This is a genomic window from Hyunsoonleella ulvae (assembly GCF_016827605.1).
Classification (GTDB): Bacteria; Bacteroidota; Bacteroidia; order Flavobacteriales; family Flavobacteriaceae; genus Jejuia; species Jejuia ulvae.
Map to the genome: position 1 here is coordinate 277,025 of NZ_JAEPJQ010000001.1, position 13,276 is coordinate 290,300.

Below are 13,276 nucleotides of genomic sequence, written 5' to 3' on the forward strand. Positions count from 1 at the left end.
TAATTCCAGTTAACTCGCAACGCTTAATTCTCTTTTAATATGTTTTACTTCTTCTCCTATATCTCCAGCACCAATTGTCAAAATTATTTGTGCTGAGCTTTTATGTATCTCTGAAACCAAATTAGCTTTATCTGTTAGCTTTTTATTGGGATTATCTATCTTACCTAATAACCAATTTGAATTTACACCTTCAATCGGCTTTTCCCTAGCTGGATAAATATCTAAAAGTAATATTTCGTCAAACTGTGCCAAACTACTCGCAAAGCCGTCTATAAAATCTCTTGTCCTAGTAAACAGATGTGGCTGAAAAACCGCCAATACCCGCTTATCTGGATACATTTCTCGCACCGCCCCATGTACAGCATTAATTTCTTCTGGATGGTGTGCATAATCATCTATAAACACCAAATCATTTGTTTTAATTTGATATGTAAATCTGCGCTTTACACCTTTGTAAGTAGAAAGTGCATCGGCAAGCTGCTGGTGAGAGACGCCATATTCAGCAGCCATTGCCATTGCTATTAATGCGTTTGATAAATTGTGTCTTCCAGGAAGATTAAATCTCAATCCCTCAACTATAGTTTCTGGAGTTTTCATATCAAAAACATACATCCCATTTTCTATTTTTATGTTTTGGATTGAGTAATCAGCATCGTCTTCTATACCATAGGTTATTCCTTCAATCGGTAACCCATTTTTAACAAACAACTTACCATTGAGTTTTATTTTCTTTGAAAAATCCTCAAAAGATGCCATAAGTTTTGAGGCATCTCCATAAATATCCAAATGGTCCGCATCCATAGAGGTTATACAGGCTAAATTTGGAGATAGTGTTAAAAACGATCTATCAAACTCATCCGCTTCCACTACCGACACTTCACTACCATTTAAGATTAAATTAGAATTATAATTCTCACTTATCCCTCCTAAAAATGCGGTTAGCTTCACATCGCTTTGATACAAGAGGTGCCCTAGTATACTGGTAGTCGTGGTTTTTCCATGGGTTCCAGCCACAGCTAAACAAAAGGTGTTTTCTGTAATTAAACCTAAAACCTGTGAGCGTTTCATAACTTGATATCCTTTGGACTTGAAAAAGTTTAATTCTTCATGATCTTTAGGTATTGCTGGTGTATACACAACCAAAGTATTTTCATGGTGCTTAAAAGGCGTTTCTATTAACGTTATTGTATCTTCAAAATGAATTGAGATACCTAATTTTTGCAAATTATCTGTAATCTCGGTTGGTGTTTTATCATAACCCGAAACATGCTTTCCAATGGATTTGAAGTAACGTGCTAACGCGCTCATACCAATACCCCCAATACCTATAAAATAAATGTTATGTAATGTATTTAACTCCATTATTTAAGCAATAATTCTATCTCGTCAACAATATCCTTGGTTGCATTTACCAATGCCAACGCTTTAATTTTTTCACCTAATTCTTTTTGTTTTTCCTGTGATGCAACAAGCTGTGAAAACTTATTTTCAAAATCCGCATCTAAATCCTCCTCTTTAATCATTATGGCTGCACCTTGATCTACAATTGCCATCGCATTTTTGGTTTGATGATCTTCTGCCACATTAGGAGAGGGTATGAAGATTACGGGTTTTCCAACGATACACAATTCTGAAACCGAACTTGCCCCTGCTCTGGATATGATAATATCTGCAGACGCATAAGCCATATCCATTTCATTTAAAAACAGATACACTTGAACACCTTTGGAATTACCATATAATTTATATTGTTGGTAATATAACTTACCACATTGCCAAATAATTTCGACATTTTGTGTACTTAAAAAATCAAGTTTTTGCTCAATTAATTGATTAATACGTCTTGAACCCAAACTCCCTCCCAAAACCAGTAAGGTATATTTACCATGTTTTAGATTGAAATGATTTTTTGCTTCCACAGTTTTTCCATCTATACTCAATAAATCTTGTCGTACTGGGTTACCCGTCACCCTAATTTTATCCTTTGGGAAAAACCGTTCTAAACCTTCATATGCCACACATATTTTATCTGCTTTTTTTGATAAAATCTTATTTGTTATCCCTGGATACGAATTTTGCTCTTGTATTAATGTTGGAATTTTATTGAATGCTGCTACTTGTAACAACGGACCACTCGCAAATCCCCCTGTACCAATTGCTACATCTGGCTTAAACGATTTTATAATTTTGCGTGCCTTCCAAAGACCAACCAATACCTTTAATGGAAACATCATATTCTTTAAGGTTATCCGTCTCTGTATCCCTGAAATCCACAACCCCTTAATATCGTATCCTGCTCTTGGCACTTTTTCCATTTCCATCCTATCTTTAGCTCCCACAAAAAGAAACTCTGATTCTGGATATCGTAACTTAAGCTCGTTAGCAATGGCAATAGCAGGGTATATATGGCCTCCTGTGCCACCTCCTGATAATACAATGCGATATTTATGTTCTTTTGCCACTAATCTTATTTAAATTTCCAAAAAACTAAATTTCAAAACCCATAGCCATCTAGTGCCTACCAACCTAAATTGTTTCAGAAAGTATTTCTAAAGGGTTGTCTTTATTTATTTCCTGTTCTTTTACCTCTTCTCGTCTAGCACTTACACTTAATATGATGCCTATGGCAAGACAAGTCATCCAAATGGATGTCCCACCACTACTGATAAGTGGTAATGTTTGCCCAGTAACAGGAAATAATTCTACTGCTACTGCCATGTTTATTAATGCCTGAAAAATTATAGGCAACCCAACACCCAAAACCAGCAATTTCCCAAAAACGGTATCTGCCTTTTGCGCCACAATAACCACCCTAAAGAGCAACCACAAATACAACAGCATAATTAGGAAACCTCCTATCAACCCATATTCTTCTATAATTATAGCAAAAATGAAATCTGAAGAAATTTGGGGCAAAAAGTTTTTTTGAATACTTTTCCCCGGACCGACACCATATATTTCTCCTGAAGCTATAGCTATTTTAGCTTTCTCTATTTGATAATCTGCCTCGGTATCCTCACCGTTCCAATAATTTTTAATCCTGTTTTCCCAAGTATTTACTTTCACTTTTAAAGGCCCTTCCGTCATCCTTGCTATTAAAACAAAAAACGTTAATGCAATTAACCCTGAACCTAAAATCACAGCTAAATATTTTACAGGGTAACCTCCCATATATACCAATATTAACACCATTGTAAATATTATAGCAGTGGTGGAAAAATTTGACGGCAATATGAGTGCCAGAACCAAAAACACAGGAATCCATAGTGGTAAAATGGAAGCTTTTAGTGTTATTACCTTATCTTTCATCTTAGATAGATACCTCGCTACATAAACCATTAAAACCACTGCCGCCAATGCTGATGTTTGAAACGACACACCTCCAATTTTTATCCATCTACTGGCAGTTGCCCCTCCAACAGTTTCTCCCTGTAACGCTGTAATTGCAAGTAAGACAAGAACAACAGGGATCATGACTAAAGACAACCCTTTAAAATAACGATAAGGAATTTTATGCGCCCCATACATAATTAAAAACCCCGAAAGCAAAAACACAAAATGCTTTACAAAATAAACGAAGGTATTTGTACCTTCTCCTTTGTAAGCCAAATTACTAGCAGCACTATAAACAGGCAAAAACGACAGAATAGCCAATAGTGATACTATTGCCCAAATTAACCGGTCTCCTTTTATGTTTTTAAAAACTTGCTGCACAATAATCTTTATAAATTTCTTACGGCATTTTTAAACTGACGCCCTCTATCTTCATAATTTTCAAATAAATCAAAGCTTGCGCATGCTGGAGACAAGAGCACGTTATCTCCGGATTCAGCTATCTTATATGCAATTTTAACTGCTTCACTCATAAATTGGGTTTCAACAATAACATCAACCATACTTCCAAATGCATCCATTAGTTTTCCATTGTCAACCCCTAAGCAAATAATTGCTTTTACCTTTTCATTTACAAATGGAAACAACTCTCTGTAATCATTACCTTTATCTACACCACCAACAATCCATACTGTAGGCGCATCCATACTTTCTAAAGCAAAATATGTAGCATTTACATTAGTTGCTTTTGAGTCATTGATGTATTGCACCCTATTAATTTTAAGTACTTGCTCCAACCTATGCTCCACGCCCTGAAAATTCTCTAAACTTTCGCGTATGGTTTGTTTTCTAATTTTTAGTAAATGCGCTACGGTAGAGGCAGCCATAGCATTTTTAATATTGTGCTTTCCTTCTAAAGTTAAGTTCGTTGTTGGCATAATTATTTGGTTATTATATATCGTTATTATTAGTTTATTATTTTTAAAATATGCGCCATTTTCAATCTCCTTTTTTAATGAAAATGGCAACAATGTAGATTGAACTGGATTGGCTTTTAAGTGATTTGTTATAACCTCATCATCTGCATCATAAATCAAATAATCACCTTTGGTTTGATTCATCGCAATCCTAAATTTTGCATTCACATAATTCTCAAACTTATAATCATATCTATCTAAATGATCTGGTGTGATATTGGTTATCACAGCAATTTTTGGTTTAAAGTCAATAACATCATCTAACTGAAAACTACTTATCTCCAAAACATAGTTTTCATAATTTTTTTCCAATAATTGCTTTGCGAAACTATCACCAATATTCCCTGCTAAACCCACATTTAACTCATCCTTTAGCAAATGATGCGTTAAAGTTGCTGTCGTAGTTTTACCGTTACTTCCAGTAATCCCAATAATGCTAGCTGATGTAAATTTTGATGCGAATTCGATTTCAGAAACTATCGTAATTCCTTTTTCTTTAATCGCTTTTACAAGTGCAACTGTATCTGGAATACCCGGACTCTTCATCACTACATCTGCATTTAATATTTTAGCTTCTGTATGCTGCTCTTCCTCCCATTCAATCCCATTATGTATAAGAACGTCTTTGTACTTAGTTTTTATTTTTCCTCTATCAGAAACAAAAACAGTATAACCTTTGGCTTTTCCTAAAAGCGCTGTACCTACACCACTTTCTCCTCCTCCAAGAATTACAAGAAAGCCTCCTCCAACCCCTCCAAAGGATTGGAGCTGCTCACTCTTATTTATTTTTTTTTCCTTCATCATCTAAGACTCCCGCTTTCACTAAAATTTGCTACCTAATTTTCAAGGTTACTATTGAAAGAATAGCTAAAAGAATTCCCACAATCCAAAATCGTGTTACAATTTTACTTTCGTGATACCCCAGTTTTTGATAGTGATGATGCAATGGTGACATCTTAAAAATGCGTCGTCCCTCTCCATATTTTTTCTTTGTGTATTTAAACCAGCTTACCTGAATGACCACCGATAAGTTTTCAGCCAAGAAAATGCCACACATTAGCGGTATTAACCATTCTTTACGCACTGCGATTGCAATAACCGCTATAATTCCACCTATGGTTAAACTCCCTGTATCTCCCATAAATACTTGTGCAGGAAACGTATTGTACCACAAGAACCCTATTAAAGCCCCCACGAATGCTGCTATGTAAATAGTAATCTCCTCAACTCTTGGGATGTACATAATATTTAGGTAATCTGAAAACACTATATTACCTGATACCCATGCAAAAATCCCAAGAGTCAGTACTATTATTGCTGAAGTTCCCGCTGCCAAACCATCGATACCATCGGTAAGATTTGCACCATTTGATACCGCCGTAATGATAAATATGGCCACTAGCACAAAAATTATCCAAGCATAACTTGCTAAATCTTCACTAATCCATGTGATAAGATTTGCATAATCAAACTCATTATTTTTTACAAAGGGGATTGTTGTTTTAGTGGATTGATGCTCCTCCCCAAATAGTTTACTTATCGGTAAATTAGGGTTTTCTTGTAGCAGTACTTGCTGCTCTTGTTGAGGCAACTGTTCCTTAATGGTAACGTTTGGATTAAGATACAATGTTAAACCTACGATAAGCCCCAAACCTATCTGGCCTAAAACTTTAAAACGTCCTTTTAAACCCTCTTTATCATTTTTGAATTTTTTGATGTAATCATCGATAAACCCAATAACCCCCATCCAAAGCGTTGTAATGATAAGCAGGATAATGTAAACATTCTCTAGTTTTGCTAACAAGAACACAGGTATGAGCGTTGCTAGTATAATGATGATACCACCCATAGTTGGTGTTCCTGCTTTTTCCGCTTGCCCTGCCAATCCTAGATCCCTGATAGTTTCTCCCATTTGTTTCTTTTGAAGAAAACGAATAATACGCTTTCCATAAATGGTAGAAATCAACAAAGAAAGAATCATCGCCAGAGCGCCTCTAAAGGTTAAAAAACCAAAAAGCGAAGCTCCCGGGAACTGAAACTCTTTCTCTAAATAATCAAATAGGTAGTATAGCATTTACTTTTGCAACTGTTTTAAAAATTCCTGAACTGTTTTATAATCGTCAAAATCAAATCGTTCTCCTTTTATTTCTTGATAGGTTTCATGACCTTTCCCTGCTATTAGAATAATATCTTTAGCTTGAGCCAATTGACATGCTGTTTTAATAGCTTGCTTTCTATCTACAACCGACAGTGTTTTTTTAAAGTTTTGAGGCTCCACCCCTTTTTCCATCTCCTCTATGATAGTCTCTGGCTCCTCGCTTCTTGGATTATCACTTGTAAAAATCACTTTCGTGCTCAACTCTGATGCGATATGCGCCATTACAGGACGCTTTGTTTTATCCCTATCTCCTCCACAGCCCACAACCGTTATAAGCGATTCGTTTTTTGTACGGATACTATTAATGGTCTCCAATACATTTTTTAAGGCATCAGGAGTATGCGCATAATCTACAATAGCAGTTATCTTTTCATCAGACACTAAATATTGGAACCTTCCGCTAACGCTTTGCAAATCACTTATCAATCTTAAAATTTCAACTTTTTCAAGTCCTAGTAATTCTGCAGTAGCGTAAATCGCTAAGACATTATAGGCATTAAAATTGCCTATTAGGCGCGTCCACACTTCGTTTCCATCAATAGACAGTAAAAGTCCACTAAATTCATTCTCTAAAATTTGAGACTTATAATCGGCATACCCTTTTAAAGCATAGGTGTATTTTTTAGCTGCAGTATTTTGCAACATTACCAATCCATTTTTGTCATCTGTATTTGACAATGCAAAAGCATGCTTATCCAAACCATCGAAAAATGATTTTTTCACATCCCTGTATTCTGCAAATGTGTTATGATAATCAAGGTGATCGTGGGAAAGATTGGTAAACACCCCTCCTTCAAACTTTAACCCTTCTGTTCTACCTTGATGAATACCATGAGAACTCACTTCCATAAAGCAAAATTCAACACCCGCCTCATTCATCTGCTGTAAATATTTATTAATGGTTAGTGAATCTGGAGTGGTATGGGTTGCTTTATACTCCGCATCATCAACTAATACTTTTACTGTAGATATTAAGCCAACTTTATACCCAGCATTTTTAAACAATTGGTACAACAAGGTTGTAACCGTGGTTTTTCCATTAGTACCTGTTACACCAACTAGCTTCAAATTATCAGATGGGGAATCGTAATAATTTGAAGCCATTATTGCCAGTGCTTTGTTTGAATTGTTAACTTCTACATAGGTAATACCATCAACCAAATTAGTAGGCAAAGTTTCGCATATAATAACTAATGCACCTTGTTTTATTGCGACATCTATATAACTGTGACCATCAACAAGAGTTCCTTTTACAGCAACAAAAACATCTTTGTTTACTATTTTTCTGGAATCGAATTGTATGGCATTAATAACTATGTTGGTATTACCAACAACAGCATTAATATTCACTTTATACAATATGTCCTTTAGAATACTCACGATATTTCTAAAATCACTTTTTGATTCTTTTTTATTTTTTGTCCTTTGGCAATAGACTGCTTTTTTACTATTCCTGCCCCTTTAAAGCCTACTTTTAATCCCATATTTTCTAATAATGCCACCGCATCCATTGCTGGCAAACCAACCACATTTGGCATTATAGTTTTGTAGGTTTGAGCTGTTTTAAAATAATCTTCAAACTGTTCTTCTACTGAAGCATGTTTTACCTCTAAAGAACCCATCTCTTCAATCACTGGTGTGTCTGTAAATATTTTTTGGGCTATGGTTTTAAAAACTGGACCTGACACATCTGCGCCATAGTATCCTACTTTTTTATCTGGTTCATGAATCACTACGATGCAGGAATACTTTGGATTATCCGCAGGAAAAAAACCTGCAAACGACGATATATAATTCAGTTTTTCTTTATCTTTATAGTCTTTTTGACAGGTACCTGTTTTACCCGCCATTGAGAAGTTTTTAGAATATAATCTATGCCCTGTCCCATGCTTTTTCTCTACCACATTTTTCAATAATTTTTGAAGCTTTTTTATAGTAGTTTCAGAACATATTTGCTTATTAATTATTTCGCGCTCAAACGGCACTATAGTCTTATCAAACTCCTTAACTTCTTTTAAAAACCTAGGTTTTACCATAATACCATCATTTGCAACGGCATTGTAGAATGTTAATGTTTGCAACGGTGTAAATGACACACCATAACCAAAAGCCATCCAAGGTAATGCTATGCCGCTCCAGCGTTTGTTTTTTATTCTTGGATCTGGAATAATAGCCTCCCCCTCACCAATAATAGGCAGGTTAAGCTTATTATTTAAGTTCATATCATACAGCCTATCCACAAACTTTTCTGGCTTATCCTTGTAAGCATTATAAATCGCCTTTACTATTCCCGTGTTAGATGATACTTCAAAGGCTTCAGACAAAGAGATCTTGCCGTACCCTCCCCACTTTGAGTCTTTTACTTTCTTACCGTAGTAGGTTAAAACACCTTTTTCCGTATCTACAACATCACTTGTATCAATAACTTTATCTTCTAAACCAGCAGCGAGTGCCATTAATTTAAATGTTGACCCTGGCTCATGAGACTCCCAAACCGCATAGTTCCTTCTTTCGTAATATTTTCCTTCTGCATTCCTACCTAAATTTACTATAGCCCTTACTTCTCCTGTTTCTACCTCCATAACCACAGCGCACCCATGATCTGCTTTATACTTTTCAAGTTGATTCAATAGTGAATGATGCGCTATATCCTGAATATTCACATCTATGGTAGTATACACATCCAAACCATCTTGAGGCTCAATTTTATTATAGTCAATTATAGGTTTCCATTGATTTTTACCTATTTGCTGTTTGGCGTGTTTTCCATCTACCCCTCGCAAATACTTTACCCCAAAGGCACCATCAATTCCCGGACGTGTTACATTACCATTATCATCAATACGCTCGTAACCAATAGTACGTTGTGCAATACCACCCATAGGGTGTTCTCGTTTTGTTCTTTGTTCTACAATCAACCCTCCTTTAAATGGACTTTTATCCAGTAATGGATAAGTGCGCATACGCATATATTCAGAGTAGCCTAAATTTCTGGCTAGCAAAAAATATCTATTTTTATTAATCCTTGCTCTACGCAATTGCTGCTGGTATTGGCTAGACGTTCTCTTTCCTGGGAATTTTGCCAGAGAATCGCAAAGCCCTTTTAAATGCTCTTTAAAAACTGATGTTTTTGGCGTAAGTGCATCAATCCTAATATCATATTTCGGGATGGAAGTCGCTAGTAAATTTCCGTTAACGGAGTAGACATTACCGCGGTTAGCAGGAACTGGAAAGTCTTTTACAATACGTTCACTTGCTTTGGCGCGATACTCATCGCCTTGCACAAACTGAACATTTGCCAATTTTACCATAACAGCAATCCCGAAGATGAACATACATCCTGCTATGAAATACAATCGATTTAATATGTTCTTCTCGCTTACTGCCAAGATTTAACTTTAGTTTTGTGATTTAACTTTTATTTTTTTTGGCGGAATCACAGAGGGCACCAATCCCTTTTCTTGCATTTTTACCACAACCGAAGATTCCATTTTTAAGCGCATTAATCTAGAACGCCCGTCTACAAATGCAGATCGCATTTCTTTCACTTCATTTTTAAGCTTTGCTATTTCGTGTACTTTTTTATCGGCACTATGGGAACTCGCAATCATTACAATAGCTAATGCTGATATAAAAAGTATAATGCGCCAATTCTTAAACGAATCATCACTTACCAAAAATGTCCCTTTTAAAATGTTATAGATTTTATTTTTCATCTATATTTTTTCGGCTATTCTAAGCTTTGCGCTACGCGCTCTATTATTTAATTTTATTTCCTCTTGTGTAGGCACTATCAACCCATTTACTTTTTTTAATGGCACCTCAAAATTCCCAAACACATCCCGTTCTGGCTCGCCTTCAAACATTCCATTTCTTATAAAGCGCTTTACCAGCCTATCTTCTAAGGAGTGATAAGAAATAAAGCTTAGCCTACCACCCACTTTTAAAACTTCTGGTGTTTGCAACAAAAATTCTTTTAACACCTCTATTTCTTGATTAACCTCTATTCGAATCGCCTGATAGATTTGAGCTAAAATTTTATTTTCATGCCTTGGCGAAAGAAACTTTTGCAACACTTGCTTTAATTGTTGACTGGTTACGATAGGCTCATCTTGTCTGTGAGCCACAATTAATCTTGCCATTGCCGGTGCCGCCCTCAACTCCCCATACTGAAAAAACACTTGTCTTAGCCGTTCTTCTTCGTACTCATTTACAACATGATATGCCGATAATTCATTTTGCTGGTTCATTCGCATATCCAAATTCGCCTCAAACCGTGTAGAAAATCCACGCTCTGCAACATCAAACTGATGAGAGGACACTCCAAAGTCTGCCAAAACACCATCCACCTCCTTAACTCCGTGAAATCTTAAGAACCGTTTTACGTGTCTAAAGTTTTCATTTATCAATACAAATCGATCATCATCAATTGCATTATTTAAAGCGTCTAAATCTTGATCAAAAGCAAACAACCTACCACGCCCCCCAAGTCTACTTAAAATTTCTTTGCTATGACCACCGCCGCCAAAGGTTACATCTACATAAACACCATCAGGTTTTACATCTAACCCGTCTACGGTTTCCTTCAACAACACTGGATTATGATACATCGTCTCCATCATCTTGACCCATTACTTCCTCTGCCAAATCAGCAAAATCCAGAGCCGCATCGTCAATGGATTGCTCGTACAAATCTTTATCCCATATCTCGATAATATTTATCGACGGAGAGATTACAATGTCTTTTGATATAGAAGCAAAAACCGTTAAATCTTTAGGAATCAACAATCTGCCATTACCATCTACTTCTATGATTCTAGCACCAGCACTAAATCGTCTAATAAAATCGTTGTTCTTTTTCTTAAACCTATTCAGTTTATTCATCTTTTGCATCAATAGCTGCCACTCTGCCATAGGGTACAGCTCCAAACATTTTTGAAACACAGAACGACGTAACACAAAACCATCATCTAAAATGGGCATCAACTGTTTTTTCATACCTGCTGGTATCATCATACGCCCTTTAGCGTCGACCTTACAATTGTATGTCCCTATCAATGAATGCACTGTAACGATTTCAGTTTTTGGTGTTTAAGTTTCAAATATATCAAAATTTACCACGATTTACCACTTTATCCCACTTTTGTTGATAATTTTTAAAATACAAGGATTTTTCAAGTGTTGTTTTAAACTAATCACACAAGTTTATTATTCAATATCAACCACTTACAAAGTGGTAAAACATCTTATCAACCACTGTTGACAACTCTTAATTCCATTACCAAATCCCCAGAAAAAAATAACCTCTTGAAATATGAATGATTTAACTATATTTGTTTTTAACGAAATGGATGAACCAAGATTAATGGGGGAAAGCTTAAGAAAAGAAAAAGGTTATAGTTATATAGAGGTTGGTGAAGGCACACCCATAATTGTGCTTCATGGTTTAATGGGAGGCTTAAGTAATTTTGATTCCGTTAAAAACTTTTTTAGCACTAACGGATACAAAGTTGTGATTCCCGAACTACCAATCTATACCATGTCGCTCTTAAAAACCAATGTAAAGAGTTTTGCAAAATATCTTCATGATTTTATTGAATTTAAGGGGTTTAAAGACGTTATTTTATTGGGAAACTCCCTAGGTGGTCACATTGGTCTTTACCACACTAAACTATACCCAAAAAAAGTAAAAGGTCTGGTAATTACAGGAAGTTCTGGGCTTTACGAAAGTGCTATGGGTAGTGGTTATACCAAGCGTAGTGATTACGAAGTCATCAAAAAGAAAGCACAGGATGTATTTTACGATCCTGAAGTAGCTACAAAAGAAATTGTAGACGAAGTTTATGCTACCGTAAACGATCGTAACAAACTAATAAAGACACTTGCCATTGCCAAAAGTGCCATACGACACAATATGGCAAAAGATTTACCAAACATGCACACGCCTACATGCATTATTTGGGGAAAAAACGATAATGTTACACCTCCTGAAGTTGCAGAGGAATTTCATGAATTATTACCAGATTCCAACTTATTTTGGATTGACAAATGTGGACATGCAGCAATGATGGAACACCCTGATACATTCAATGAGATTTTACACTCCTGGCTGATGGACAGGAAACTATAAATCAGTAATCCATATTCAAATTAAAATCCTATGCTGATTAAATCTGCCGAATTTGTAGTTAGTAATTCTGATGTTACTAAATGCCCCAAAAGCAGCTTACCTGAATATGCTTTTATTGGCAGAAGTAATGTTGGAAAATCTTCATTAATCAACATGCTTACAGGGAGAAAAAAACTAGCAAAAACTTCAGGGAAACCAGGAAAAACACAACTTATCAATCATTTTTCAATTAACAAAAATTGGCATTTGGTTGATTTACCTGGTTATGGTTATGCTCGTGTTTCTAAAAGTTCTAAAAAAACCTTTCAAAAATTCATTACCCAATATTTTGCACATCGCGAACAGCTGGTTACTGGTTTTGTTTTAGTAGATATTCGCCACAAACCCCAACCTATAGATTTAGATTTTATGCTATGGCTGGGGGAGAACGGTATTCCATTTTCAATTATATTCACAAAAGCTGATAAATTAAAACCTAAAGCCATAGAAAGGCACGTTAGCGACTACAAAACTACGATCTTAGAATATTGGGAAGAGATGCCTAATTATTTTATAACCTCAAGCTCTAAAGGCATTGGGAAGGATGATGTTTTAGACTATATTGAACAACTAAACAGCAACTTAAACTAAAATGGCATTCTAGATTTCAGAATGCCATTTTTGTGAAATATCATTAGT

The 13,276-nt window shown here is 35.7% G+C and carries 12 protein-coding genes; 2 read left to right on the top strand and 10 right to left on the bottom strand.

All coding sequences use genetic code 11. The features are described from left to right. Positions 1 to 9 precede the first annotated feature (9 nt). From murC to mraZ, 10 genes are all read right to left on the bottom strand, one after another. The gene (murC, locus tag JS605_RS01255; RefSeq protein WP_203255889.1) at positions 10 to 1,362 is read right to left on the bottom strand and encodes a UDP-N-acetylmuramate--L-alanine ligase; all 1,353 of its coding nucleotides are present in this window, start codon (positions 1,360 to 1,362) and stop codon (positions 10 to 12) included. Next, entirely contained in the window at positions 1,362 to 2,462 is a 1,101-nt protein-coding gene (gene murG / locus JS605_RS01260; protein ID WP_203255890.1) for an undecaprenyldiphospho-muramoylpentapeptide beta-N-acetylglucosaminyltransferase, read from the bottom strand. The genes murC and murG overlap by 1 nt, the downstream gene beginning before the upstream one ends. A gap of 64 nt (positions 2,463 to 2,526) precedes the next feature. Then, positions 2,527 to 3,714 (bottom strand): FtsW/RodA/SpoVE family cell cycle protein, encoded by a 1,188-nt coding sequence (locus JS605_RS01265; protein ID WP_203255891.1) that lies wholly within the window; start codon positions 3,712 to 3,714, stop codon positions 2,527 to 2,529. 8 nt (positions 3,715 to 3,722) lie between these two features. Then, on the bottom strand, positions 3,723 to 5,111 hold the full coding sequence (murD, locus tag JS605_RS01270) for a UDP-N-acetylmuramoyl-L-alanine--D-glutamate ligase (protein WP_203256712.1): 1,389 nt from the start codon (positions 5,109 to 5,111) through the stop codon (positions 3,723 to 3,725). A 31-nt stretch (positions 5,112 to 5,142) separates the two neighbouring features. Continuing rightward, complete coding sequence (gene mraY, locus JS605_RS01275) at positions 5,143 to 6,384, bottom strand: phospho-N-acetylmuramoyl-pentapeptide-transferase (RefSeq protein WP_203255892.1); 1,242 nt, start codon at positions 6,382 to 6,384, stop codon at positions 5,143 to 5,145. Then, positions 6,385 to 7,848, bottom strand: a complete 1,464-nt coding sequence (locus JS605_RS01280; RefSeq protein WP_203255893.1) for a UDP-N-acetylmuramoyl-L-alanyl-D-glutamate--2,6-diaminopimelate ligase — start codon at positions 7,846 to 7,848, stop codon at positions 6,385 to 6,387. After that, on the bottom strand, positions 7,845 to 9,803 hold the full coding sequence (locus tag JS605_RS01285; RefSeq protein ID WP_203256713.1) for a penicillin-binding protein: 1,959 nt from the start codon (positions 9,801 to 9,803) through the stop codon (positions 7,845 to 7,847). Before JS605_RS01285 ends, JS605_RS01280 begins: the two co-directional genes overlap by 4 nt. A 63-nt stretch (positions 9,804 to 9,866) precedes the next feature. Then, positions 9,867 to 10,184: an FtsL-like putative cell division protein gene (locus JS605_RS01290; protein WP_203255894.1), complete on the bottom strand. Its 318-nt coding sequence runs from the start codon at positions 10,182 to 10,184 to the stop codon at positions 9,867 to 9,869. Beyond that, positions 10,185 to 11,087 (bottom strand): 16S rRNA (cytosine(1402)-N(4))-methyltransferase RsmH, encoded by a 903-nt coding sequence (gene rsmH, locus JS605_RS01295; protein WP_203256714.1) that lies wholly within the window; start codon positions 11,085 to 11,087, stop codon positions 10,185 to 10,187. Next, a complete protein-coding gene (gene mraZ / locus JS605_RS01300; protein WP_203255895.1) occupies positions 11,068 to 11,535 on the bottom strand; it encodes a division/cell wall cluster transcriptional repressor MraZ in 468 nt (155 codons plus the stop codon). Before mraZ ends, rsmH begins: the two co-directional genes overlap by 20 nt. A 298-nt stretch (positions 11,536 to 11,833) precedes the next feature. Between mraZ and JS605_RS01305 the strand changes: the two genes are divergently transcribed. After that, positions 11,834 to 12,598 (top strand): alpha/beta fold hydrolase, encoded by a 765-nt coding sequence (locus JS605_RS01305; protein WP_203256715.1) that lies wholly within the window; start codon positions 11,834 to 11,836, stop codon positions 12,596 to 12,598. A gap of 30 nt (positions 12,599 to 12,628) precedes the next feature. After that, positions 12,629 to 13,228 (top strand): ribosome biogenesis GTP-binding protein YihA/YsxC, encoded by a 600-nt coding sequence (gene yihA, locus JS605_RS01310; protein WP_203255896.1) that lies wholly within the window; start codon positions 12,629 to 12,631, stop codon positions 13,226 to 13,228. The last annotated feature ends 48 nt before the right edge of the window (positions 13,229 to 13,276 follow it).